Below are 24,802 nucleotides of genomic sequence, written 5' to 3'. Positions count from 1 at the left end.
CGGCCAGTACTGGTACAGCTACAACGAGACCGGCAACTACGGCTACTACTACATCGACGCCGTCTACGACGGTTACGGCAGCTCGTACTACGACGAATACGTCTCGGTCTACAGCTACTACGACAGCGAGTCCGGCCAGTACCTGAGCAGCGTCTATGGCGAGTCCTGGTCCGGCCTGGGCAACGAGTACGGCTACGGCTACAACTCTAGCTATACCGACTCCGACGACTTTGGTTATGGATACTATGAGGCGGATGTTTCCAACGCATAAATAGAAAATTACTACATTGCAGCAGGTCACTCATGGACGCAACTCCATGAGTGACCATCGAGGCTGCCTACTGAATAAATGCTCCAGCATGACCGATCGGATCATGCTGGAATATTTAAGCGCTGGTTATTTCAGACATGAAGGATAAATCGATGGAACATCTTTTTGTTGATGCTGTAAGTGAAGTTTCAGTCGGAGCAGGGGTCGTCAGGATTGTATTTGGCGTTCAACGCAAGGCCTCGAAGGATGCCAAGCCAGAACTGACGCAAACGCTTTCCCTGAACATTCCGATTGAAGGCTTTGCAAACAGCATGCCCTCCCTGCAGGGCCTGATTGACAAATTGCTCAAGGACGGAGTCCTGAAAACCCGGGATGCCAAGCAACTGGGTTCTCCAAACTTCAACTGATTGACCTGAAATTTTCTGGGGGCCCGGGCCCCCTTTTTTTACGCAGGAACTCAAGGGTTGACAGACAATAAATCTTTGCAAGACTGTTTGGCCTTTATTTTTCCTACCAAAGGCTTTGATGAACAGTTGGTTAATGATTTGTCCTCTGCAGTAATAGCAGTGGATAGTGCGCGATCATTCTCTGTCGATGGACTGAGTGCATCCCTCGACAACATGGAGTTCGAAAAACTCTCCGAACTCATCAGTTCAGGCGAAAAGGCTCTTGCCCAACTGGCAAATGGCAACTGGGTAGTTCCACTTGGCTTCGAATATGAAAATGGAGAAATTGCTCACGTCGATCTTTTTGACCCACTGGCAAGAGACGGGAGTATAAATGTAACAAAAAACCAATTCATGTCACAATGGACAGGTCTTGGGGTTCTGCTACACGAAGCGCAATCGATAGATAATAATGCCAAACCCTCCACGCATACGTTCAGCGATCTCACAAGGGCGTTTCGGGAATATCAGCACCTACTGAGTCCTGTATTATTTTCCGGCTTTATGGTCAGCCTGCTATCGCTGGCAAGTCCATTCTTCTTCATGCTGATCCTTGACAAGGTAGTCTCGTACCGCGCCTGGTCCACCTTAACTGCACTAGTAGTTGGCGCGATATTCCTGATCGCTTTTGAAGGCACTTTTGAGTACATCAGAACAGTTTTCATGAACAGGATGACGAAGTCCGTCGGCAGAGATGCATCTGCCGCGACATTTAGTCATACCACAGCGATCCCCTCCGAGATATATGAAAGTCGCTCCATCGGAGCATGGATACATGATAACAGACAATCCGAAAGATTAGTAAGGCTACTTCGCCATATATCCATCGCTTCGGTTGAATATGTATTTGCCTTTATATTTCTTGCAGTATTACTGTGGATAAACTGGATTTTGACATGTGTTGCCATAGCAACGTGCCTGTTCCAGATTGGGTTCGCTTTTTATTGCGGCGAAAAAGTCGATAAAAAAGGCAAAGAAAGTCAGGACAACCTAGAAAGAAAAGAGTCCCTTCTCATCGAGAGCTTGACGCATCTTCATGCCATAAAAATGCTTGGCCTCATGGGAAACAGGACCACAGAGTACTGTGAAAGCATTACGTCTGCAGAAAACGCTCGCCAGGCAAAGGATGACAGTGAAGCATTCGTTCGCTCAGGAACCGCCTTCATCGAACGATCGGGAAACATCCTGATGCTCGCCGTCGGTGCAGCAATGGTTATGCAGTCGAGCCTGACGGTTGGAGCCTTGGTTGCGTGCAATATCCTGATGCGCCGCCTTACTGGCCCTCTAGCCAAACTTCCCATGTTCCTGCGGGATCTGCGGGAACTCAAGAACATACAAAAACGTTGGCAAGATATTTCCCGCAATGTTCCAGTTGCTCCGATGAACAACCAGGAAAAGCTGAGAAAGAAAATCACAGGTGCACTGGAGTTCAAAAAGGTATTTTTCCGCTATGGACGCGACTCCAGATTCCAACTGATGATTGATGCGAAATTTCCGAGAGGCGAGATTATTGCAGTAGTAGGAAAGTCAGGAGCAGGAAAAACAACCCTGACGAATCTCATGCTGGGCCTGAACTCACCACAAGTTGGCTTGATCTGCATGGACGGGAGCGACCTGCGCGAACTGAACCTTGAGCATATGCGTCAGCAAATAGGAATCGTAACGCACGAAACAGGCCTATTCAGAGGAAGCGTTCAAGCCAATATCGCATCCTGGGATAAAAAAATCACGCTTGACCGCATCCAGAATGCTGCTCGCATGGCCTGTATCCATGATGCCATTCAAGCGCTTCCGCGAGGATACGATACGATTATCGGCGATGATGGCGCAAACTTGTCATCTGGCCAAAAAAGCCGATTGGCATTGGCAAGAGCGCTTGTTCGAGACCCTGCGCTCCTGATACTTGATGAGGTAACTGGCGACCTTGATCCTTCAACGGAGCATATGCTCGTTTCCAACATCATCAACGCCAGACGTGGAAGGACAACAATCTTTCTTACCCACCGAGAATTTGTTGCAAACCAGGCAGATATTGTTTACTTCCTCGATGATGGCAGAGTGATTGCCTCTGGAAAACATGAACGCCTAACAAGTGACAATGTTGCCTATCGTGCTTTATGGGGGCGGCATTAAATATGGACAAGCAGGCGACCGATAGCCGCATCAACATGGTTGAAAAAAGCCCAAGATCATTTCTGCTCTATACCTTTGGCGCTCTCGTTCTCGGCGGAATACTACTTGTCTCAATGATTGAGGTCGATCGAGTCATTTCCGGACGCGGGAAAACAGTCCTGCAAGAACCGAGAATAGTGCTTCGCCCTTCGACAAAATCCCTGATAAAGCAGATTCACGTCAGTGTTGGCGATCGAGTGACAAAAGGTGCTGCGGTACTAACTTTAGATCCAACCGTTTCTGAATCGGAACTCAATAAGTTCCTGGAAAAAGTCGATAGCTATCAGGAGGAGATTAGACGCCTGGATGCTGTCTTGAAGGGTGAAAATTTACCCACGGAAGTGTCTGAAAGCAACAGTCCGCACGCCGATATGCTTGCTGCAGAACTGCGGGAATTCAAGTTCAAGATAGAAAAGTATCGTGAGCAAGAAGCCGGTCTGCGTGAAAAAGCCGCGGAACTCTCCTCTCGACTACCGATGCTCAAAGAGCAACTGAAAATCGCCTCCGACATAGAAAAAATGTGGGACGATCTGGTCAATAAAGAGAACTACGGATCCCGCCTCAATTGGCACAAGGCGACTCAAGACCGGATCAAAGCACAAACACAGCACTCCGAAACCAGCGGAGAATTGATGAAAACACGCTATGAACTGAAGAAGGTTATAGCCGAGCGAGAAGGATACGCAGAAGAATGGCGTGTCAAGAAAATGGATAGCCGTATTCAGGCAGAAAGAAACTTGCGCGAAGCCCGACAAGAAGCAGCCAAGGCGAGCTTTGAAAATTCGTCGGTCGTGCTTGTTGCCCCCGAGGATGCCATAGTTGTGGAGATGTCGGATACGGCTGTGGGCACAATGGTCAGCCCAACTGACGTACTAATGAAGTTGATTCCTGCCAAAACTCCCAGCCTTGTGGATGTGCGTGTTGCAGCCACAGACATTTCCTTTATCTCATCCGGCATGCCGGTCGATATAAAGCTGGACAGCGCCCCTTTTCAGAAGCATGGCTTTCTGCATGGTCGGCTTGATTCGATAACTTATGACTCGTTTGACAAGGACTCAGAGTCCAGCAAAGGCAACAACAAGGATATCGAGAGCAACGTGTCCAGCGTATCGACTGAGACCGAGCAATTCTATCTTGCCCGAATAGAAATTACCGACAATGCACTGAAGAACCTGCCTGAAGCATTTCGCCTGATGCCCGGAATGAGCGTGGAGGCAGATATCAAGGTTGGCCAGCGCCGACTAGTTGAATACTTGTTGTTTCCGGTCATGCGTGTCGTGAACGAGGGAATGCGAGAGCCATGATCGGTCAAAAAGCTATGTGCCGTACCAATCTCCTGTTAATGGCTGCCTGCCTAAGCACAGCACTGACAGCGGCTACAGAAAATGAGCACGAACATTTTCTAAGGTCAGTATCGGCCAAATGCATGCAATCGGAACCGCCCGGAAAGGAAGTCTCCAAAGGCGCACTTCGCCTGGGAGGAGGACACTCGATTGGCTATGTAAATCTCCAGCAGGGAAATGGCGATCTAATCAGAATGTACGAACGAGATATCCGCTCGGGTGCCCGACTATACGAGCTCTATACAAAAACGGAAAAGGGAGTTAGAGCATCGGTATCTGCTAAGTTTGATAACAACTGCCTGGCACTGGAAGGTCGTGAGATCGAATATGACGCTTTTGGCAAAGCCGAAAGAATCCACTGGCTAGGAAAAGGACTCAACAGGACAGGCTATCGCGAAGACTTAAACCCACCAGTACCCGACTCCGCGAGCCATTTTGGCGTCAAAGTCGCCCTTGTAGACTCCGGTGTAAACTATCTCCTTCCAGAGATTGCTCGAGCGCTAGCAAGAGACGCTCAGGGCAATATCTTGGGATATGACTTCAGGGAAATGGATGATCGTCCATATGATGTGGACCCAATCAAGAGAGGGCCGTTTGATCCTTTGCGCCATGGCACATCAGTGGCAAGCGTCTTGCTGGAAAATGGCAAAGAAACGATAAGCCTTGTGCCATATAGCTTCCCAGGAGTTGACCCTAGAAGATTCCAGCTACTAATACAGGACTTGCAGAGCAAAGGCATCAAGATCGCCAATATGTCCATAGGCAGCAGCGATCCCCGAGCCAAGGAGCCATGGACGATAATATCCCGAGCAATCGAAACCGCTCCAGAAATCTTATTTGTAATAGCCGCCGGAAATGAAGGCAAAAATATTGATGCAACACCTCACTACCCTGCCTCGTTCAGGCTACCCAATGTTTTGATTGTTGGAGCAGTCAATGAAACAGGCAAAGTGTCCACCAAGAGCAACTACGGGACCAATGTTGATGTTGCAGCCAAAGCCGACCCCGTGCTCGGACGAGACTTCATGTGGAACAGCAAAATGCTGCACGGCACAAGCTTTGCCGCACCTAAGATTTCAGCCCTCGCCGCAAAAATCCTGCAGGCAGAGCCCAAACTGACTGCAACTCAACTGAAGAGCAGGATTTGCTCTCTAGCAAAGCCCCTGCCTGAGAAAAATAAAATTGCCTGTGGATATTTCGATTGAGCGAGGATGTGTGGCCAGGTATCTATTAGGACTGCTCGCAGTTGGCTTGACATGGATGCCCGAGCTTGGAATGGCAATGGATGTTTATGACGTCTATCAAAAGTCCTTGGAAAAGGAATCCAAGTACCAAGAAGCCATTCAAACATATTTATCCAAGCGCGAAGCGAAAGACCAGGGTTTCGCAGGGCTGCTTCCCAGGGTCGAGCTTAGAGGATCGTATGAAAAAGTTTACCAAAAAAAGAAAGTCGACTCGCAGACCTCGGAAAATTCTGCCGACTATTATCAGGAGCATTATGAAGTAAAACTGCTACAACCTCTGTTCGACGCTGAAAAAATGGCGCTTTTCCGCAAGGGAAAACGGGAAGCCCTGCAGGCAGAGATTGAACTGGAACTTGCACGACAAGAACTACGACTGCGAGTAGTCGAGGCCTTTTTTGAGGCGCTCTATGCCCAGGACAGTCTGAGGGCTTATGAAGCGCAGAAAAAGGCCACTTTCGAATTCATGGACCAGGCGAAGAAAAGCTTCGAAATCGGCACAGTCACTGCCAATGACGTTTATGATGCAGAGTCCAGATATGAACTGGTTTCTGTAAAAGTCATGCAGGCTGAAATCGACCTTGAACTGAAGCGCAAGGCCTTGGAGGTCCTGACTGGAGATCCGGTGGATTTTATTCAACCTCTACGGAACACCATCAAGCTTCTACCCCCACAACCAGCGACCCTGAAAACCTGGCTGGATCAGGCCGCCACCTCCAACCTTGAGGTACAAATTCAGAATTTTTCGACGGAGATCGCCTCGGCCGAGCTTGACTACAATAAAGCAGGTCATTACCCAAGATTGGAGTTCACTGCCAGCGCCAACTTGGACGACCAGTCCGGCACTATGTCCAGCTTTGAGGAGACAGGCCCGGGACAGCGTACAAACGACTCTTATGTTGGATTGTTGCTGACAGTGCCCATATTTGAAGGTGGCTATGTCCAGTCCAAGGTACGAGAAGCGAAGCATGCACAGGCTGCCTCGCATCAGAAGCTGGATGATGTCAGGAAAGAATCCATCGAAAAGGCACGGGAAGGCTTCATAAACACAGTGGTTGGCGCAAAAAAAATCGAGACTCTCTATTCGGCAGTTACATCCAGTCAAGAGTCCTTGCGGGCCAGCAAGCTTGGCTATGGTGTTGGCGTACGAACCGCCGTGGACGTTCTCAACGCGCAAGAGCAGCTATCTTCATCCATCAGAGAGCGCGCCAAGACAATTTATGATTCGATTATTTTTTCTCTGAAACTGAAAGCATCGGTAGGCACTCTCAGCGATGAGGACATAATGCAACTCCGGGCCTATACCGACTACTCAAACGCTCCAGTAAACAACACCAGTTTTTAAAAAATACAAAACAATCGTCCGCCACTATTCGAAACTAATGGTCAGTGGCAGCATTTTTTTGAAAGATTCACCACGCATAGACAAACCGAAAGCGATCCATGAGACGGTGCGCCAGGTGCTAAAAAACGGACTCAAGCCGTGAGGTTGGCTGGGTAATCCCGCCGAAGGCCAGCGGGGAACTCGTGGCGGCCATGGAGCAGGTGCTCGATGTCTACAGCCGCCCCATGACCCGGCCCATCCCGTGGTCTGCATGGACGAGACGCCGCGGCAGTTGATCGGCCAGGTACGCTCGCCCATCGAGGCCGAACCCAGCCGGCCGGCCCGGGAGGACTACGAGTATGTGCGGTGGGGCAGCTGCAATGTGTTCATGGCCTGCGAACCGCTGGCCGGGTGGTGCATGGTCCGGGCCATCGCCGAGGCTTACTCCGACGCCGAGCGCATCACTCTGGTCATGGACAACCTCAACACCCACAGCGCCGGTTCCCTGTACGAGGCATTCCCTCCTGAAGAGGCACGGGCCCTGCGAGAACGCTTCGAGTTTGTCTACACGCCCAGGCATGGCAGTTGGCTGAAGATGGCCGAGATTGAACTCCAGGTGCTGATTGGCCAGTGTCTGAAACGGCGTATCGACTGCATCGAAACCGTGTGTGCCGAAGTGGCTGCCTGGCAGCGCCATCGCAACCACCTCGGCACCCGGGTCAACTGACAGTTCACTACCCCGGATGCCCGGATCAAGCTGCGCCGGCTTTATCCGTCCATTGAGCGTTGAGGTGACATTAGCTTTAGGCGATCTCGCCCAGCAGCTTCTCCCACTCCTTGTTCTCCTTCTTCGACACTCCACCGAGCAGTTCGATGGCTTGGCGCAGGCGGAAGCGGGTCAGGTCGGCGCCGAGGATCTCCATGGCGTCGAGCACCGACACCGAGCTGGCGTGGCCGGTGATCGCCGGGAAGATCAACGGCATGGCGTCGCGCAGTTTGTAGCCGAGGTGCTCGCTGGTCTTCTGGATGATCGCGGTGATGTTGTCCTTGTTCCACTGGCGCAGCGCTTCCAGCTTCCAGAGGATCAGTTGCAGCAACTGGCGGACCTGGTCGGGCGAAAGCTTCTTGTGCTCGAACAGCCTGGCGTCCAGCGGCACGCCGCCGGCGAAGAAGAAGCCGGCCAGCGGGGCGATCTGGCTGAAGGTTTCCACCCGGCCCTGCACGTGCGGAGCAATCTGCATCAGGTATTCGGGGTTGAACGCCCACTTGTGCACTTCGGCGGCGAAGGCCTCGACCGACAGCTCGCGCAGCCACTGGCCGTTCAGCCAGGAGAGCTTCTCCATGTCGAAGATCGGCCCGCCGAGGGACACGCGCTGGATGTCGAAGTGCTCGATCATCTCGTCCAGGGTGAACTTCTCGCGCTCGTCGGGCATCGACCAGCCCATGCGGCCCAGGTAGTTGAGCATCGCCTCGGGCAGAAAGCCCATGCGCTGGTAGAAGGTGATCGAGGTGGGGTTCTTGCGCTTGGACAGCTTGCTCTTGTCCGGATTGCGCAACAGCGGCATGTACACCAGCTTGGGCTGCTCCCAGCCGAAATACTCGTAGAGCTTGATCAGCTTGGGCGCCGAGGGCAGCCATTCCTCGCCGCGCAGCACGTGGGTGATGCCCATCAGGTGGTCGTCGACCACGTTGGCGAGGAAGTAGGTGGGCAGGCTGTCGGCCTTCATCAGCACCTGCATGTCCATGCGGTCCCAGGGGATCTCGACGTCGCCGCGCAGCAGGTCCGGCACCGTGCAGACGCCTTCGCTCGGTACCTTCATGCGCACCACGTGGGATTCGCCGGCGGCGATACGCTGCTGCGCCTCTTCAGGCGCCAGGTGCATGCAGTGGCCGTCGTAGCGCGGGGTTTCCTTGTTGGCCATCTGCCGCGCGCGCACTTCGTCGAGCCGCTCGGCGCTGCAGAAGCAGGGGAAGGCATGGCCCTTGGAGACCAGCTCGTCCGAGTACTTCTTGTAGATCGCGCCGCGCTCGCTCTGCCGGTACGGGCCGTGCGGGCCGCCGACGTCCGGGCCCTCGTCCCATTCGATGCCCAGCCAGCGCAGGGCGTCGTAGATCTGCTGCTCCGACTCGCGGGTCGAGCGCAGTTGGTCGGTATCCTCGATGCGCAGGATGAACTGGCCGCCGTGCTGACGGGCGAAGCACAGGTTGAACAGGGCGATGTAGGCGGTGCCGACGTGCGGATCGCCGGTCGGCGACGGCGCAATGCGGGTGCGGACGGTGGTCATGCAGACTCCCGGAAAAAGGGACGAACGGAAGGATGAAAGGCGCGAATGTTAGCAGGCGCGCAGCCGGAGGCTCCAGCCTGGCAGGGCGGGCGAAACCCGCCGCCTCCCGGTGGCATCCCGACATTTACCGCGGGTTTCACATCCCCTACGCCCGCATCAGACCTGCAGCAGCTTTTCGCGCAGCGCCTGGATCTCGTCGCGCAGCTGCGCCGCGGCCTCGAACTCCAGGTCGCGAGCCAGGGCGTACATCTTCTCCTCCAACTGGCGGATGCGCTTGTTGATCTCGCTCGGCGAACGCAGCTCGGCGGCGTACTGGCCGCTCTCCTCGGCCGCCCGGGCCACCCGCCTGCGACTGCGCGCACCGGGCACCACGGCCCCCTCGAGGATGTCCTGGATGTCCTTCTTGACGCCCTTGGGCACGATGCCGTGGGTCTCGTTGAAGGCGATCTGCCTGGCCCGGCGCCGCTCGGTCTCGTCGATGGCGCGCTGCATCGAGCCGGTGATGCTGTCGGCATAGAGGATCGCCTTGCCGTTGAGGTTGCGCGCGGCGCGGCCGATGGTCTGGATCAGCGAGCGCTCGCTGCGCAGGAAGCCTTCCTTGTCCGCGTCGAGGATCGCCACCAGCGACACCTCGGGCATGTCCAGGCCCTCGCGCAGCAGGTTGATGCCGACCAGCACGTCGAAGGCGCCGCTGCGCAGGTCGCGGATGATCTCCACGCGCTCGACGGTGTCGATGTCCGAGTGCAGGTAGCGCACCCGCACGTCATGGTCGCCCAGGTAGTCGGTGAGGTCCTCGGCCATGCGCTTGGTCAGGGTGGTGACCAGCACGCGCTCCTCGGCGGCGACACGCTTGCGGATCTCGGAGAGCAGGTCGTCGACCTGGGTAGTCGCCGGACGCACCTCGAGCTGGGGGTCGACCAGGCCGGTGGGGCGCACTACCTGCTCGATGATCCGTCCGGCGTGTTCGGCCTCGTAGGGACCGGGTGTCGCCGAGACGAAGATGGTCTGCGGGCTGATGCGCTCCCACTCGTCGAAGCGCATCGGCCGGTTGTCCAGCGCCGAGGGCAGGCGGAAGCCGTATTCCACCAGGGTTTCCTTGCGCGATCGGTCGCCCTTATACATAGCGCCGACCTGCGGGACGGTGACGTGGGATTCGTCGATCACCATCAGCGCGTTGTCCGGCAGGTAGTCGTAAAGGGTCGGCGGCGCCTCGCCCGGGGCGCGGCCGGAGAGGTAGCGGGAGTAGTTCTCGATGCCGTTGCAGTAGCCCAGCTCGAGGATCATCTCCAGGTCGAAGCGGGTGCGCTGCTCCAGGCGCTGCGCCTCCACCAGCTTGCCGTGCTCGCGCAGGTACTCCAGGCGATCCTTGAGCTCGGCCTTGATCTGCTCCAGCGCCTCCAGCAGCGTTTCGCGCGGGGTGACGTAGTGGCTCTTGGGATAGAAGGTGAAGCGCGGCAGCTTGCGGATCACCTCGCCGGTCAAGGGGTCGAAGGCCGACAGGCTCTCCACCTCGTCGTCGAACAGCTCGATGCGGATCGCCTCCAGTTCGGATTCGGCCGGATAGATGTCGATCACGTCGCCGCGCACGCGGAAGGTGGCGCGGGCGAAGTCCATGTCGTTGCGGGTGTACTGCAGCTCGGCCAGGCGACGCAGCAGGGCGCGCTGGTCGAGTTTGTCGCCGCGGTCGATGTGCAGCACCATCTTCAGGTAGCTGGCCGGATCGCCCAGGCCGTAGATCGACGAGACGGTGGCGACGATGATCGCATCCGGCCGCTCCAGCAGCGCCTTGGTCGCCGACAGGCGCATCTGCTCGATGTGGTCGTTGATCGAGGCGTCCTTCTCGATGTAGGTGTCGGAGGACGGCACATAGGCTTCCGGCTGGTAGTAGTCATAGTAGGAGACGAAGTACTCCACCGCGTTGTTCGGGAAAAAGCTCTTGAATTCGCCGTAGAGCTGCGCCGCCAGGGTCTTGTTGGGCGCCAGCACCAGGGCCGGGCGCTGCACCCGGGCGATGACGTTGGCGATGCTGAAGGTCTTGCCGGAGCCGGTCACTCCCAGCAGGGTCTGGTGCGACAGGCCGGCCTCCAGCCCCTCGACCATCTGGCGGATCGCCTCGGGCTGATCGCCGGCGGGCTGGAAACGGGTCACCAGCTGGAATTCGGACATGGAAAACCTCTCTCGGCGTTGCGGGCGGACAGTGCTGCCGGAGGATCGGCGCGAGCCCCGGCCGGCGGCCCCGCCCTCGACAAATGGTTGACAGAAAACCCTTGACAGCATATCGCAGGCGACCGGCATGGCCGCTATACTAGCGCCCCGATTCTGCACTCCCCTGCGCGCACCGCCGCCCCTCCCCGGTCGACGGCACTTTCCCCTGCGTGGGGGTTGTAGCCTTGCCCTTCACCCTCTTCTTCTTCGAGCACCTCGACCATGAGCCTGTTCTCTGCCGTAGAAATGGCACCGCGTGACCCGATCCTTGGCCTCACCGAAGCATTCAATGCCGATACCCGTCCGACCAAGGTCAACCTCGGCGTCGGCGTCTACTACAACGAAGAAGGCCGAATTCCCCTGCTGCGCGCCGTCGAGGAGGCCGAAAAGGCCCGCATCGCCGCCCATGCGCCGCGCGGCTACCTGCCGATCGAAGGCATCGGCGCCTACGACCAGGCGGTGCAGAAGCTGCTGTTCGGCAACGACTCCGCGCTGCTTGCCGACGGCCGTGTGGTCACCGCCCAGGCCCTGGGCGGCACCGGCGCGCTGAAGGTCGGTGCCGACTTCCTCAAGCGCCTGCTGCCGGATGCGCTGGTCGCCATCAGCGACCCGAGCTGGGAGAACCACCGCGCCCTGTTCGAATCGGCCGGCTTCCGCGTGCAGAGCTACCGCTACTACGACGCCGCCAGCCACGGCCTGAACCGCGCCGGCATGCTGGAAGACATCAAGGCCCTGCCGGCCCGCTCCATCGTGCTGCTGCATGCCTGCTGCCACAACCCGACCGGCGTCGACCTCTCCGGCGACGACTGGAAGCAGGTGCTGGAAGCGATCCGCGAAGGCGGCCACGTGCCCTTCCTCGACATCGCCTACCAGGGCTTCGGCGACGGTATCGAGGAGGACGCCGCAGCGGTGCGCCTGTTCGCCGAATCGGGCCTGCAGTTCTTCGTCTCCAGCTCCTTCTCCAAGTCCTTCTCCCTCTACGGCGAGCGCGTCGGCGCCCTGTCCATCGTCACCGCCTCGAAGGACGAAGCCGCGCGCGTGCTGTCGCAGGTCAAGCGGGTGATCCGCACCAACTACTCGAACCCGCCGACCCACGGCGCCAGCGTGGTTGCCAGCGTGCTCAACAGCCCGGAACTGCGCGCCCTGTGGGAAGCCGAACTGGCCGAGATGCGCGGACGCATTCAGAGCATGCGCCAGGCCATGGTCGAGCAACTGGCCACCCAGGGCGCCAAGCGCGACTTCGCCTTCGTCGCCCAGCAGCGCGGCATGTTCTCCTACTCCGGCCTCAGCGCCGAGCAGGTGGAGCGGCTGCGCAGCGAGTTCGGCATCTATGCCGTCGCCACCGGCCGCATCTGCGTCGCCGCCCTGAACCAGCGCAACCTCTCCAGCGTCACCCAGGCCATCGCCCAGGTGCTCTGACTTCCTGCCTCCGAGCGGCTCTCCCTGCGAGAGCCGCCCCAGGCAGAACAAAACGCGGACAAAACAAAAAAGGCCTGATCTTGCGATCAGGCCTTTTTTCGATCTGGCTCCGCGACCTGGACTCGAACCAGGGACCCAGTGATTAACAGTCACTTGCTCTACCGACTGAGCTATCGCGGAATAACGGTGCGTATCCTACTGATAGTGAAAGGAAAGTCAACTCCCCCTGGAGATCAATGACATCCCCCGGCGACGAGTCGTCCCGACCGCCTGCCTTCGCAAAAGGCCGGTCGCAAGACCGGCCTCCCCTGCAGCACCGAATCAGTTGACGCTCAAGCGGGCGCGGTTCTTTTCCAGTGTCGCAGTGCCGATTCCCTTGACCTCCAGCAGCTCGTCCACCGAGGCGAACGGCCCATGGGCCTGCCGGTAGTCGATGATGGCCTGGGCCTTGGTAGCGCCAATCCCCAGCAGCTCGCGCTCGAGCGTTGCCGCATCGGCAGTGTTGAGATCGACCTTGACCGTAGCCGTCGCCTGGACAGCCTGGGCAGGCTGTACGGGCTGGGTCACGGCCGGCTTGGCGATCTCGGCCTTGGGCGCTTCCGCTGCCGAGACGGCGACAGAGGCGCTGGCCAGCAGGGCAAACAGGAGGGAGGAAAACGGGTTCTTGCGCATGGGTGCACTCCTTGTGTCGTTAAGCGCGGGGTTCCATGACCACGCATCGCCACGATAACGGGCACCCACGGGAGATCAATTTGCCCTTCTCCGGAACCCAAAACGGGCTCACAGAACCGGCAAACTCATGCCCGGCTTTTGCAGACGGTCCGGCACGGCCGACACGCCATCTATTCCGCCTTCTTGCGAATCCAGTACAGGTAGGTTCCGCCCTCGTCCTGCTGCCCGAGCAACTCATGACCGAGGAAGATGCAGAACTTGGGGATGTCGCGACGGGTCGAGGGATCGGTGGCGATCACCTTGAGCAGACCGCCGGCCGCCAGGTCGCGGACCTTGTTGTGCAACAGCATCACCGGCTCGGGACAGTTGAGGCCGGTGGCATCGAGAATCGCGTCGACGGCCAGGCTGGCGGGATCGGGCTGGGACATGGCTAACTCCAGAAAACCGGTGGGGCATTGTCGCCGAAGCAGCGGCCCGGGTCACCCCGGCGACTACAGCCGGCGCAGATGGCAGGTCACTTCCTCGCGGTCGTGGTAGAGCTGCCGGCAGGCGATGGACGCCTTCACGCCACGCGCGGCCAGGCCATCGCCGATGCGCTCGAGCAGGCGGCGTACTTCGGCATAACGCTGCTTCATCGGCAGCTTGAGGTTGACCACCGCCTCGCGACAAAGTCCCTCGCCGAGCCAGGTCTCGATCAGTGCGGCCGTGCGGGCGGGCTTCTCGACGATGTCGCAGACCATCCAGTCGACCGGCCGGCGCGGACGGAAGACGAAGCCATCGGCGCGGACGTGCCCGACCAGCCCGGAATCCATCAGGCTCGGCGCCATCGGCCCGTTGTCCACCGCGGTCACCTTCATGTGCCGGTTGACCAGCTGCCAGGTCCAGCCGCCGGGTGCGGCGCCGAGGTCCACGGCGGTCATTCCCGGTGCCAGGCGCAGGTCCCATGCCTCGCGCGGGATGAACTGATGCCAGGCCTCCTCCAGTTTGAGGGTCGAACGGCTGGGCGCCTCGCGGGGGAACCTCAGGCGCGGGATGCCCATCGGCCAGGCGGCCGAGTTGTCCGCCTCGGCCAGGCCGAGGAAGACCTCGCGGCCGCTCCTGAAGGTCAGCAGCAGGCGCGGCTTGCGCTGATCATCCAGCAGCCGGCCAGCCTTGAGCAGCGCCTTGCGCAGCGGCACCTCGAACTTGCGGCAGAAGGTCGACAGCTCCTTGCCTTCGTTGCTGTCCAGCACCTCCAGCCAGAGGCTGCCGCAGATCGGGTAGTCGGCCAGGCGCTCGAGCAGGACGCCGATGCGCTCGCTCTCCGGCAGCTCGACGAAACCGCCGCGCGCCCACTGGCGGGGAAAGATCAGCCCGGCGAAGCGCAGCCCGTGCATCAGTCGCTCGGCGCCGCCCGGTTCGCTGCAGACGAACTCGGCATGGGCGCTGTTCGGCCTGGCCCTGGCATAGCCGGCCACGCCCAGGCGCCCGGCGTGTTCGCCGATCTCGGCGCAGACCTCGCCTTCGAAACCGGGACGGCAATGCAACAACAGGCTGTTCATGGTCGGCATTTTTCCTCGAGAAATCCCATCGCCTTCAGGGCCGCGCATGATAGCCAATTCGACGGCAGCGGGCCTGCCCGGCAGTCCATTCGACTGGCGAGTCGCGGCGGGCGGAACTAGCTTGGAACAGTGTCCCATCAAGAAGCCTGCTCTGCCGAACACTCCCGGAGAAACCCCATGCCTTCCCTGGATAGCCTGAACTGCCGCCGCAGCCTGGACGTGGACGGCCAGACCTACCATTACTTCAGCCTGCCGGAGGCGGCGAAGAGCCTGGGCGACATCAGCCGTCTGCCGGTTTCGCTCAAGGTGCTGCTGGAGAACCTGTTGCGCTGGGAGGATGGCGTCAGCGTGCGCGCCGACGACCTCACCGCATTGGCCGGCTGGCTCGAAACGCGCAGTTCCGAGCGGGAGATCGCCTTCCGCCCGGCGCGGGTGCTGATGCAGGACTTCACCGGCGTGCCTGCGGTGGTCGACCTGGCCGCCATGCGCGACGCCGTGGCCCGGGCCGGCGCCGATCCGCAGCGGATCAATCCGCTTTCCCCGGTCGATCTGGTGATCGACCACTCGGTGATGGTCGATCGCTTCGCCGATCCGAGCGCCTTCGCCGACAACGTCGCCCTGGAGATGGAGCGCAATGGCGAGCGCTATGCCTTCCTGCGCTGGGGCCAGCAGGCCTTCGCCAACTTCCGCGTGGTGCCGCCGGGCACTGGCATCTGTCATCAGGTCAACCTGGAATACCTGGCCCAGGTGGTCTGGAGCCGCGAGGAGGACGGCGCGCTCTGGGCCTATCCGGACACCTTGGTCGGCACCGACTCGCACACCACCATGATCAACGGCCTCGGCGTGCTCGGCTGGGGCGTCGGCGGCATCGAGGCGGAGGCGGCGATGCTCGGCCAGCCGGTGTCGATGCTGATTCCCGAGGTGGTCGGCTTCCGTCTCAATGGCCAGCTGAACGAAGGCGTCACCGCCACCGACCTGGTGCTCACCGTCACGCAGATACTGCGCAAGCACGGGGTGGTCGGCAGATTCGTCGAGTTCTACGGTCCCGGCCTGGACAATCTGCCGCTGGCCGACCGGGCCACCATCGCCAACATGGCTCCGGAATACGGCGCCACCTGCGGCTTCTTCCCGGTCGACCAGGCGACCCTCGACTACCTGCGCCTGAGCGGCCGCGACGAGCGGCGCATCGCCCTGGTGGAGGCCTACTGCAAGGTCCAGGGCCTGTGGCACGACGCTCGGGCACCGGAACCCTGCTTCAGCACCACCCTGGCGCTCGACCTGGGCGCGGTCCGCCCGTCCCTGGCCGGTCCCAAGCGCCCGCAGGATCGGGTTGCCCTGGAGGACATCGGTGCCCAGTTCGACCTGCTGCTGGACCTCGGCGGACGCAAGGCCGAGCTCGACAAGGCCTTTCCGGTCGGCGACGGCAGCTGCAGCCTGCATCACGGCGACGTGGTGATCGCCGCCATCACCTCCTGCACCAACACCTCCAACCCCAGCGTGCTGATGGCCGCCGGGCTGCTGGCGAAGAAGGCGGTCGAGCGCGGCCTCGAGCGCCAGCCCTGGGTGAAGAGCTCGCTGGCGCCGGGCTCTAAGGTGGTCACCGACTACCTGGCGAAGGCCGGCCTCACACCCTATCTCGACCAGCTCGGCTTCAACCTGGTCGGCTACGGCTGCACCACCTGCATCGGCAACTCCGGCCCGCTGCCGGAAGCCATCGGCCAGACGATCGCCGACAACGACCTGATCGTTTCCTCGGTCCTGTCCGGCAACCGCAACTTCGAGGGCCGGGTGCATCCGCAGGTGAAGGCCAACTGGCTGGCCTCGCCGCCTCTGGTGGTGGCCTTCGCCCTCGCAGGCACCACGCGCATCGATCTGACCCGCGAACCGCTCGGCTTCGACGCCCAGGGCCAACCGGTTTATCTGCGGGACCTCTGGCCGAGCAGCAAGGAAATCGCCGCAGCAGTCGGCCAACTCGACAACGAGATGTTCCGACGGCGCTACGCTGACGTGTTCAGCGGCGATGCCGCCTGGCAGGCCATTCCGGTCGGCGAGGGCGATACCTATCGCTGGGATGCCCAATCCACCTATGTGCGGAATCCACCCTTCTTCGAAGACATCGGCCAGCCTCCGGCGCCCCCCAAGGATATCGAAAGCGCGCGCATTCTGGCGCTGTTCGGCGACTCCATCACCACCGACCATATTTCCCCGGCCGGCAGCATCAAACCCAGCTCACCGGCCGGCCTCTACCTGCAACAGCTCGGCGTGCAGCCGGCCGACTTCAACTCCTACGGCTCGCGGCGCGGCAATCACGAAGTGATGATGCGCGGCACCTTCGCCAATATCCGCATCAAGAATGAGATGCTGGCTGGTGAGGAAGGCGGCAACACCCTGCATCAACCGGGCGGGGAAAAGCTGTCGATCTACGATGCAGCCATGCGCTATCAGACCGAAGGCGTGCCGCTGGTGGTGATCGCCGGCCAGGAATACGGCACCGGCTCCAGCCGTGACTGGGCGGCCAAGGGCACCAGCCTGCTCGGCGTGAAGGCGGTGATCGCCGAAAGTTTCGAGCGCATCCACCGCTCCAACCTGATCGGCATGGGCGTACTGGCGCTGCAGTTCTGCGCGGGACAGACACGCCAGAGCCTGGGCCTGAACGGCACGGAGAAATTGTCCATTCGCGGCTTGTCGGGGAGCCCACTTAAACCGCGCCAGTCGTTGACAGTGGAGGTCGAGCGCCAGGATGGATCGCGAATCGGCTTTCCGGTGCTATGCCGCATCGACACGGCCAACGAAGTCGAGTACTTCAAGGCCGGCGGCATCCTGCAGCATGTGCTGCGGCAGTTGATTGGCGAGTCGCACGCCTAGAAACGCCAGACGGGTGCTTCCTTGAGACGGGCGATCGGCTGCTGTGCCGGCTCCAAAGCATCCTGTTCGGGGTTCTGTACCGTCTGTCTAGCGATATCGGTAAAAGCCGGCACGCTCCATTGCGGGTCGGATGCCCATTGCCGACCTCCGGCAGCGCCGGGCAGGTCAACACTGACATATTTGAGGCTCCCGTGCTGCCTCACAGGAGTGTCGGCCACAACCGTGCGCTTCCCCTCTGCAGCCACCGCACTGAACAGCAACCAGCAGCAAGCCAGCCCCGTAACGAGTACTACACCATTCCCCCTCTTCTTCCTGGGAATTGAATGCCAATCCATAGCGCCTCCTGAGTGTCGTTTTGCATGCCGCCTAACTGAACCAAGACAGCAGTGAATCCGTTCGACCGACGACCCCGCGGGTGAGAAGACAGCGCTTCACCACCCTGCAGAGACTATCAGCTACCGAAGTGAGGAAGATGCGCCCTGCACTTACGGTATCGAGAGGTGCTCACCAGCCAACCCATACAGGAGCAGTTGTCCGCCACAACAGTGGATTGCCCAAGTGAAATAGCCAAAGGCCAGTAGCGGACAAGAAATGACACACCCTCGAAAAACCTCTTTTTGCAACTAGCAACCAAAACAGTGGTCGTACGCAAGTCTGAAACAAGACACTGTCGAGCCTTGCGCCACTCTTGCCCCAAAGGAATATATATCCCTATTACATAGTCAAATTCATATCCCTATCAGGACTGGCTCAACGCCACCCCATCAACAGGCATGAGTTTGCGTTACGCTCGTATATGCATGGCTCTGTCCGCTCTCGACACCCCAGGAGATGACAGGCACTCAGGGGTACCGCCGCAATTTCAAGCCTATCCCTCCACTTGCAAGGGCCGACCTTCCGTTCAAGATAGCCAATGATCGCCATGGCAATACGATATTAAGCACTGGCGCTGCTGCAGTTCGATCTTTATCAACTCCGAGACCAATCGGCGCGCAATCAAAATGCCAGCAATTAGCTCACCCACAATCAACAGCTGTACGACTGAAAGCGGCTCGGGTGCAAGAAAAACCCAATCATAGCGATGAAGTTACCCAAGCGAAACCATAAGCCAATTAAAAATAATGGCCAACCAGTCTCTAGCAATAGCAAACAGCCATAATGACTCATGGTAAATTGCCATAATCACGAGACAATGATCGCTGAATACGGCAATGCCAAATACCATCAAAAAGATATCAGGCCACGTCAACCAAGAGACTGTAAAAACTTCGCAACGGTATCTGCCGCCATATCAAGATGATATTCATGGGTGAACCCAGAAGCCCTGAGGGGTTTCAGATCATGATCAGCCGAGGCCAGCCAGTGCAGGCATATCGCCGCAGACAAGGAATACCCCATCACTGTACCCCGCTTGCCCATGGCGTCACGCTCCCCTTGAACGATCAAGGCAGGTGTTCTGATCCCTGCCAGGTGAGCCGTTCTCGGCTTGTCCGTTTTGCCTGCAGGATGAAAGGGATAACCCAGGCAGACAAGCGCATCGGCCCCCAATTCGTCTGCCAGCAGACTTGCCATGCGCCCCCCCATGGACTTGCCGCCGATCGCCAGAGGTGTGGAGATCCGCTGGCGCAATAGTGAATAAGTCTCACGCCAGCAATCCAGCAGGCGGTCCTGTGGATCGGGAGGACGTCTGCCCGCCCCTCGCCGCCGTGCGGCCATATAGGGAAATTCGAAGCGCACCACTGCGACCCCGCGGACAGCAAGGCGTTCAGCCATGCCCGTCATGAACTCGCTGTCCATCGGAGCTCCAGCGCCGTGAGCCAGGATCAGACAGGCATCCGCCGCGGCAGGCGACGGACCGCTCCACAGCCATGGTCCAATCCCATTGGCGTCCTGCGGGCATTGATCTACGTCAATACAGACAACTTGCCCATTCACCATCCTTCCCCCGTTTTAAAACGCCTAATATTTCCCGATGAAGCTTGGACATGACACATAGCCCGCCAAAGAGGCGCAGACGCCCTTCAACGCGCGATACGATATCGCACCACGGACCGCCAACGCCCTTGATTGGAGCGTCGGTATCTAAACTTTTCGAAACAATTTTGAGACAATGGTGTATTGACCCGGCGTCTTTCTTGAAGAGACCCCATCGGTCAGGCCTGCCCGCAAACAGGGTCGAGTCTTTTGCTGCTGGGCCTCTTTAAACGCAGATCACGACGGCTCGTGCGTTGCCATGGCTCGCCCCATCGAGCATAGCCACCGCCGTTTTTTGCCTTCAAAAACCTCCATTAACCGTGGAAACCTTAAGCATGAGCACAGCATCGAGTCAGACTGCTTATAACTATAAGGTGGTCCGCCAGTTCGCCATCATGACGGTGATCTGGGGGGTCATCGGAATGGCACTTGGGGTCCTCATTGCCGCACAGCTGGTGTGGCCGGAACTGAACCTCAACCTGCCGTGGACCAGCTTCGGTCGCCTGCGACCGCTGCATACCAATGCGGTAATCTTCGCCTTCGGCGGCTGCGCCCTGTTCGCCACCTCGTACTACGTGGTGCAGCGCACCTGTCACACGCGTCTGATCTCCGACAAACTGGCCGCCTTCACCTTCTGGGGCTGGCAGGCCGTGATCGTGCTGGCCGTGATTACCCTTCCGCTGGGCATTACCAGCAGCAAGGAATACGCCGAGCTGGAATGGCCGATCGACATCCTGATCGCCGTGGTCTGGGTCACCTACGCGATCGTTTTCTTCGGCACCGTCATCAAGCGCAAGACCAAGCACATCTATGTAGGCAACTGGTTCTACGGAGCGTTCATCCTGGTAACCGCCATGTTGCACATCGTCAACAACATGGAGCTGCCGGTTTCCTGGTTCAAGTCCTACTCCCTCTACTCCGGCGCTACCGATGCCATGGTCCAGTGGTGGTACGGCCACAACGCCGTGGGCTTCTTCCTGACCACCGGCTTCCTCGGCATGATGTACTACTTCGTGCCCAAGCAGGCCGAACGCCCGGTCTACTCCTACCGTCTCTCCATCGTCCACTTCTGGGCGCTGATCACCCTCTACATCTGGGCCGGCCCGCACCACCTGCACTACACCGCACTGCCGGACTGGGCACAGTCGCTCGGCATGGTGATGTCGGTCATCCTGCTGGCTCCGAGCTGGGGCGGCATGATCAACGGCATGATGACCCTGTCGGGGGCCTGGCACAAACTGCGCAACGACCCGATCCTGCGCTTCCTGGTGGTCTCCCTGGCCTTCTACGGCATGTCCACCTTCGAAGGCCCGATGATGGCGATCAAGACCGTCAACGCCCTGTCCCACTACACCGACTGGACCATCGGCCATGTTCATGCCGGCGCCCTCGGCTGGGTCGCCATGGTGTCCATCGGCTCGTTGTACCACCTGATTCCGAAGGTCTTCGGCCGCGAGCAGATGCACAGCGTCAACCTGATCAACGCGCACTTCTGGCTGGCCACCATCGGCACCGTGCTGTACATCGCCTCCATGTGGGTCAACGGCATCACCCAGGGCCTGATGTGGCGCGCCGTGAACCAGGACGGCACCCTGACCTACTCCTTTGTCGAGGCACTGGAAGCCAGCCACCCCGGCTTCATCGTGCGGATGATCGGCGGCGCCTTCTTCGTCGTCGGCATGCTGCTGATGGCCTACAACACCTGGCGTACCGTGCGCGTCGCCAAGTCGACTGAATACGAAGCCGCTGCCCGAATCGTTGAGGTTGCCCACTAATGAAGCACGAAGTACTCGAAAAGAACATTGGCCTGCTGGGCCTGTTCATGGTCGCCGCCGTCAGTATCGGCGGCCTGACCCAGATCGTTCCGCTGTTCTTCCAGGACGTCGTCAACGAGCCGGTGGAGGGCATGAAGCCTTATACCGCCCTGCAACTGGAGGGGCGCGACATCTACATCAAGGAAGGCTGCGTCAGCTGCCACTCGCAGATGGTTCGCCCGTTCCGTGCCGAAACCGAGCGCTATGGTCACTACTCGGTTGCCGGTGAGAGCGTCTGGGACCACCCGTTTCTCTGGGGCTCCAAGCGTACCGGTCCCGACCTGGCCCGCGTAGGCGGCCGCTACTCCGACGACTGGCAGCGTGCGCACCTGTACAACCCGCGCAACGTGGTGCCGGAATCGAAGATGCCTGCCTATCCCTGGCTGGTCGAACACAAGCTGACTGGCGAGAACACTGCCGACAAGATGAAAGCCATGCGCACCCTCGGCGTGCCCTACACCGACGAAGACATCGCCGGTGCCCGGGAGTCGGTCAAGGGCAAGACCGAAATGGACGCCTTGGTGGCCTATCTCCAGGTTCTCGGCACCTCCATCAAAACCAAACGGTAACGCATCATGGATATCGGGACTCTTCGCGGACTGGGCACCGCTCTGGTGCTGATCGCCTTCGTGGGAATGCTGATCTGGGTCTTCAGCAGCAAACGCAAAAAGAGCTTTGACGAAGCCGCCAACCTGCCCTTCGACGATGAGCCCGAGTCCAGGAAGCGTGACGACAAAGCTTCTAGGAGCAAGAACGAATGACTTCATTGACTTCATTCTGGAGTTCGTACATCACCCTGCTGACCCTCGGGACCATCGTCGCCGTTACCTGGCTGCTTTTCGCGACTCGCAAAGGCGAACGCAAGGGCAGCACCGACCAGACCATGGGGCATTCCTTCGACGGGATCGAGGAGTATGACAATCCGCTGCCCAAGTGGTGGTTCTGGCTGTTCCTCGGCACCGTGATCTTCGCGGTCGGCTATCTGATCCTCTACCCGGGACTGGGCAACTGGAAGGGCGTGCTGCCCGGCTACGAAGAAGGCTGGACCGGCGTCAACCAGTACCAGAAGGAAATGACCAAGGCCGACGAGCAATACGGCCCGCTGTTCCAGAAATACGCCGCCATGCCGATCGAGGAAGCAGCCAAGCAAGAGCAGGCCCTGAAGATGGGCGGGCGCATCTTTGCCTCCAACTGCTCCGTATGCCACGGCTCCGACGCCAAGGGTGCCTATGGCTTCCCCAACCTGACGGACAACGACTGGCTGTACGGCGGCGAGCCGGAGACCATCAAGACCAGCATCATGGAAGGCCGCAAGGCAGCCATGCCGGCCTGGAAGGACGTGATTGGCGAGGAAGGGATCAAGAACACTGCCGCCTATGTGCGCAGTCTCGCCGGCCTGAAAGCCCCGGAAGGCGTCGAGGTCGACCTGGCCGCCGGCCAGAAGATCTTCCAGACCAACTGCGTGGTCTGCCATGGCCCCGAGGGCACAGGCGTCCAGGCCATGGGCGCTCCCAACCTGACCGACCGCGTATGGCTCTATGGCTCCAGCTTCGCCCAGGTTCAGCAGACCCTGCGCCATGGACGCAATGGCAACATGCCATCCCACAAGGAGTTCCTCGGCAACGACAAGGCTCACCTGGTAGCCGCGTACGTGTACAGCCTGTCGAGCAAAGCCACGGAGAAATGATCGCCTGCAGGCGCGACCAGCGGTCGCACCTGCATTCGACTCGCCAGGTCTACAATCTACCAAAAGGTAAACTGACTACGGCCGATTCCATATCGGCCGAGTCACCCTCCAACGCCGTGGTAAGCATTGATGAGCGAGCAAATTCCCGTCCAAGACGTCACCCCCGCGGACAAAGACAGCGACAACGTCGACCTCTATGTCCAACGTGAAAAAATCTACACACGCGCCTTTACCGGCCTGTACCGCAACCTGCGGCGCGTCGGTGGCCTGGTACTTTTCATTCTCTTTTTCGGCACCGCCTGGTTGAACTGGGATGGCCGCCAGGCCGTCTGGTGGGACCTGCCGGAGCGCAAGTTCTACATCTTCGGCGCGACCTTCTGGCCGCAGGACTTCATGCTCTTGTCCTGGCTGCTGATCATCTGCGCCTTCGGCCTGTTCTTCGTCACCGTCTTCGCCGGGCGTGTCTGGTGCGGCTACACCTGTCCGCAGAGCGTCTTCACGTGGGTCTACATGTGGGCGGAAAAGGTCACCGAAGGCGACCGCAACCAGCGCATGAAACTGGACAAGGCCCCGATGAGCGGCCAGAAACTCCTCCGCAGGATGGCCAAGCATGGCATCTGGCTGGGTGTCGCCCTGCTCACCGCCATCACCTTCGTCGGCTATTTCACCCCCATTCGTCAGTTGGTGCCCGATCTGCTGACCTTCGAGGTCGGAGGCTGGGCCCTGTTCTGGATCGCCTTCTTCACCCTGGCCACCTATGGCAACGCCGGTTTCCTCCGGGAACAGGTGTGCATCTACATGTGCCCCTATGCCCGCTTCCAGAGCGTGATGTTCGACAAGGACACGCTGATCGTCTCCTACGATCCGAACCGCGGCGAAAAGCGCGGCCCGCGCAAGAAGGGCATCGACTACAAGGCGCAGGGCCTGGGCGACTGCATCGACTGCACCATGTGCGTCCAGGTCTGCCCCACCGGCATCGATATCCGCGATGGTCTGCAGTTCGAATGCATCGGCTGTGCCGCCTGCATCGATGCCTGTGACACCATCATGGAAAAGATGAACTATCCGAAGGGCCTGATCAGCTATACCACCGAACACACGCTGTCCGGCGAGAAGACCCATCTGCTGCGCCCGCGCCTGATCGGCTATGCCATTGCACTGATCGCCATGACAAGCCTGTTCGGATACGCCGTGTCCAACCGCTCCCTGGTCGAACTTGACGTATTGAAGGACCGGGTGCTCTATCGCGAAAATGACAATGGCCGCATCGAGAACGTCTATATCCTGAAGGTCATGAACAAGGCCCAGCGCGACCTAACCTTCATGATCGAAGCCAAGGGCCTGGACGGCCTGATCTATGAGGGTCAGCGCGAGGTGCGGGCCGCTGCCGGGGAAATCCTGTCGGTCCCGGTGGAGCTGTCCATCGATCCGGAGAAACTGCCCTCGAGCACCAACGACATCGTTTTCAGGATACAGTCCGCCGACGACCCGAGCATTCAACAAGACTCTGAAAGCCGCTTCATCGGCCCCAGCGTCCGCTAGC

At 59.3% G+C, this 24,802-nt stretch carries 19 protein-coding genes, 1 tRNA gene and 1 pseudogene; 14 read left to right on the top strand and 7 right to left on the bottom strand.

Going from position 1 to position 24,802, the window contains the following annotated elements:
* The 7 genes and pseudogenes from EV691_RS23295 to EV691_RS07710 form a co-directional block, all read left to right on the top strand.
* Positions 1-271: hypothetical protein (locus EV691_RS23295; protein WP_207901103.1), on the top strand; the 271-nt coding region annotated here is incomplete at its 5' end.
* Positions 272-423: 152 nt separating this feature from the next.
* Complete coding sequence (locus EV691_RS07735) at positions 424-678, top strand: hypothetical protein (RefSeq protein WP_089167784.1); 255 nt, start codon at positions 424-426, stop codon at positions 676-678.
* Between the two features lie 57 nt (positions 679-735).
* On the top strand, positions 736-2,850 hold the full coding sequence (locus tag EV691_RS07730; protein ID WP_131301783.1) for a peptidase domain-containing ABC transporter: 2,115 nt from the start codon (positions 736-738) through the stop codon (positions 2,848-2,850).
* Positions 2,851-2,852: 2 nt separating this feature from the next.
* On the top strand, positions 2,853-4,193 hold the full coding sequence (locus tag EV691_RS07725) for an HlyD family type I secretion periplasmic adaptor subunit (protein WP_165496618.1): 1,341 nt from the start codon (positions 2,853-2,855) through the stop codon (positions 4,191-4,193).
* The gene (locus tag EV691_RS07720; protein WP_131301789.1) at positions 4,190-5,437 is read left to right on the top strand and encodes a S8 family peptidase; all 1,248 of its coding nucleotides are present in this window, start codon (positions 4,190-4,192) and stop codon (positions 5,435-5,437) included. The genes EV691_RS07725 and EV691_RS07720 overlap by 4 nt, the downstream gene beginning before the upstream one ends.
* 70 nt (positions 5,438-5,507) lie before the next feature.
* Entirely contained in the window at positions 5,508-6,818 is a 1,311-nt protein-coding gene (locus tag EV691_RS07715; protein WP_165494364.1) for a TolC family outer membrane protein, read from the top strand.
* Between the two features lie 97 nt (positions 6,819-6,915).
* Positions 6,916-7,521: pseudogene (locus tag EV691_RS07710) on the top strand (IS630 family transposase); the annotation flags it as partial.
* 79 nt (positions 7,522-7,600) lie between these two features.
* On the opposite strand, the gene gltX reads toward EV691_RS07710, so the two are convergent.
* The gene (gene gltX, locus EV691_RS07705; RefSeq protein ID WP_131301798.1) at positions 7,601-9,082 is read right to left on the bottom strand and encodes a glutamate--tRNA ligase; all 1,482 of its coding nucleotides are present in this window, start codon (positions 9,080-9,082) and stop codon (positions 7,601-7,603) included.
* Between the two features lie 156 nt (positions 9,083-9,238).
* Positions 9,239-11,248, bottom strand: a complete 2,010-nt coding sequence (uvrB, locus tag EV691_RS07700) for an excinuclease ABC subunit UvrB (protein WP_131301801.1) — start codon at positions 11,246-11,248, stop codon at positions 9,239-9,241.
* Positions 11,249-11,509: 261 nt separating this feature from the next.
* On the opposite strand from uvrB, the gene EV691_RS07695 reads away from it, so the two are divergent.
* On the top strand, positions 11,510-12,706 hold the full coding sequence (locus EV691_RS07695) for an amino acid aminotransferase (protein ID WP_131301804.1): 1,197 nt from the start codon (positions 11,510-11,512) through the stop codon (positions 12,704-12,706).
* Between the two features lie 104 nt (positions 12,707-12,810).
* Here EV691_RS07695 and EV691_RS07690 read toward each other — a convergent pair.
* The 4 genes from EV691_RS07690 to rlmM all read right to left on the bottom strand — a co-directional run bounded on the left by EV691_RS07690 (position 12,811) and on the right by rlmM (position 14,919).
* Positions 12,811-12,886, bottom strand: a tRNA-Asn gene (locus EV691_RS07690).
* A 141-nt stretch (positions 12,887-13,027) separates the two neighbouring features.
* Complete coding sequence (locus EV691_RS07685) at positions 13,028-13,378, bottom strand: ComEA family DNA-binding protein (protein ID WP_131301807.1); 351 nt, start codon at positions 13,376-13,378, stop codon at positions 13,028-13,030.
* A 170-nt stretch (positions 13,379-13,548) separates the two neighbouring features.
* Positions 13,549-13,806, bottom strand: a complete 258-nt coding sequence (tusA, locus tag EV691_RS07680; protein WP_131301810.1) for a sulfurtransferase TusA — start codon at positions 13,804-13,806, stop codon at positions 13,549-13,551.
* A 63-nt stretch (positions 13,807-13,869) separates the two neighbouring features.
* Positions 13,870-14,919 (bottom strand): 23S rRNA (cytidine(2498)-2'-O)-methyltransferase RlmM, encoded by a 1,050-nt coding sequence (gene rlmM, locus EV691_RS07675; RefSeq protein WP_131301812.1) that lies wholly within the window; start codon positions 14,917-14,919, stop codon positions 13,870-13,872.
* A 177-nt stretch (positions 14,920-15,096) separates the two neighbouring features.
* On the opposite strand from rlmM, the gene acnA reads away from it, so the two are divergent.
* The gene (gene acnA, locus EV691_RS07670; RefSeq protein ID WP_131301815.1) at positions 15,097-17,784 is read left to right on the top strand and encodes an aconitate hydratase AcnA; all 2,688 of its coding nucleotides are present in this window, start codon (positions 15,097-15,099) and stop codon (positions 17,782-17,784) included.
* A gap of 1,245 nt (positions 17,785-19,029) precedes the next feature.
* Here acnA and EV691_RS07665 read toward each other — a convergent pair.
* The gene (locus EV691_RS07665; protein WP_242672651.1) at positions 19,030-19,722 is read right to left on the bottom strand and encodes an alpha/beta family hydrolase; all 693 of its coding nucleotides are present in this window, start codon (positions 19,720-19,722) and stop codon (positions 19,030-19,032) included.
* Between the two features lie 371 nt (positions 19,723-20,093).
* Here EV691_RS07665 and ccoN point away from each other — a divergent pair, with 371 nt between their 5' ends.
* The 5 genes from ccoN (at position 20,094) to ccoG (ending at position 24,801) form a co-directional block, all read left to right on the top strand.
* On the top strand, positions 20,094-21,533 hold the full coding sequence (gene ccoN, locus EV691_RS07660; protein WP_131301818.1) for a cytochrome-c oxidase, cbb3-type subunit I: 1,440 nt from the start codon (positions 20,094-20,096) through the stop codon (positions 21,531-21,533).
* Positions 21,533-22,141, top strand: a complete 609-nt coding sequence (gene ccoO / locus EV691_RS07655) for a cytochrome-c oxidase, cbb3-type subunit II (RefSeq protein WP_039804821.1) — start codon at positions 21,533-21,535, stop codon at positions 22,139-22,141. The genes ccoN and ccoO overlap by 1 nt, the downstream gene beginning before the upstream one ends.
* 6 nt (positions 22,142-22,147) lie before the next feature.
* A complete protein-coding gene (locus EV691_RS07650) occupies positions 22,148-22,333 on the top strand; it encodes a cbb3-type cytochrome oxidase subunit 3 (RefSeq protein WP_131301821.1) in 186 nt (61 codons plus the stop codon).
* Between the two features lie 5 nt (positions 22,334-22,338).
* Entirely contained in the window at positions 22,339-23,259 is a 921-nt protein-coding gene (gene ccoP / locus EV691_RS07645; RefSeq protein WP_131302019.1) for a cytochrome-c oxidase, cbb3-type subunit III, read from the top strand.
* Positions 23,260-23,388: 129 nt separating this feature from the next.
* Positions 23,389-24,801 (top strand): cytochrome c oxidase accessory protein CcoG, encoded by a 1,413-nt coding sequence (ccoG, locus tag EV691_RS07640; protein ID WP_131301824.1) that lies wholly within the window; start codon positions 23,389-23,391, stop codon positions 24,799-24,801.
* Position 24,802 lies beyond the last annotated feature (1 nt).

It is taken from the genome of Azotobacter chroococcum, from assembly GCF_004339665.1.
Taxonomy (GTDB): domain Bacteria; phylum Pseudomonadota; class Gammaproteobacteria; order Pseudomonadales; family Pseudomonadaceae; genus Azotobacter; species Azotobacter chroococcum.
Note: the sequence above shows the minus strand (reverse complement) of the source record. Positions and strands in the feature narration are given on the sequence as shown.

Excerpts from the sequence above, each read along its gene's own strand:
- EV691_RS07735 (WP_089167784.1), top strand. The coding sequence starts at position 424 with ATGGAACATCTTTTTGTTGATGCTGTAAGTGAAGTTTCAGTCGGAGCA.
- EV691_RS07725 (WP_165496618.1), top strand. The coding sequence starts at position 2,853 with ATGGACAAGCAGGCGACCGATAGCCGCATCAACATGGTTGAAAAAAGC.
- EV691_RS07720 (WP_131301789.1), top strand. The coding sequence starts at position 4,190 with ATGATCGGTCAAAAAGCTATGTGCCGTACCAATCTCCTGTTAATGGCT.
- EV691_RS07715 (WP_165494364.1), top strand. The coding sequence starts at position 5,508 with ATGGCAATGGATGTTTATGACGTCTATCAAAAGTCCTTGGAAAAGGAA.
- gltX (WP_131301798.1), bottom strand. The coding sequence starts at position 9,082 with ATGACCACCGTCCGCACCCGCATTGCGCCGTCGCCGACCGGCGATCCG.
- uvrB (WP_131301801.1), bottom strand. The coding sequence starts at position 11,248 with ATGTCCGAATTCCAGCTGGTGACCCGTTTCCAGCCCGCCGGCGATCAG.
- EV691_RS07695 (WP_131301804.1), top strand. The coding sequence starts at position 11,510 with ATGAGCCTGTTCTCTGCCGTAGAAATGGCACCGCGTGACCCGATCCTT.
- EV691_RS07685 (WP_131301807.1), bottom strand. The coding sequence starts at position 13,378 with ATGCGCAAGAACCCGTTTTCCTCCCTCCTGTTTGCCCTGCTGGCCAGC.
- tusA (WP_131301810.1), bottom strand. The coding sequence starts at position 13,806 with ATGTCCCAGCCCGATCCCGCCAGCCTGGCCGTCGACGCGATTCTCGAT.
- rlmM (WP_131301812.1), bottom strand. The coding sequence starts at position 14,919 with ATGAACAGCCTGTTGTTGCATTGCCGTCCCGGTTTCGAAGGCGAGGTC.
- acnA (WP_131301815.1), top strand. The coding sequence starts at position 15,097 with ATGCCTTCCCTGGATAGCCTGAACTGCCGCCGCAGCCTGGACGTGGAC.
- EV691_RS07665 (WP_242672651.1), bottom strand. The coding sequence starts at position 19,722 with ATGGTGAATGGGCAAGTTGTCTGTATTGACGTAGATCAATGCCCGCAG.
- ccoN (WP_131301818.1), top strand. The coding sequence starts at position 20,094 with ATGAGCACAGCATCGAGTCAGACTGCTTATAACTATAAGGTGGTCCGC.
- ccoO (WP_039804821.1), top strand. The coding sequence starts at position 21,533 with ATGAAGCACGAAGTACTCGAAAAGAACATTGGCCTGCTGGGCCTGTTC.
- EV691_RS07650 (WP_131301821.1), top strand. The coding sequence starts at position 22,148 with ATGGATATCGGGACTCTTCGCGGACTGGGCACCGCTCTGGTGCTGATC.
- ccoG (WP_131301824.1), top strand. The coding sequence starts at position 23,389 with ATGAGCGAGCAAATTCCCGTCCAAGACGTCACCCCCGCGGACAAAGAC.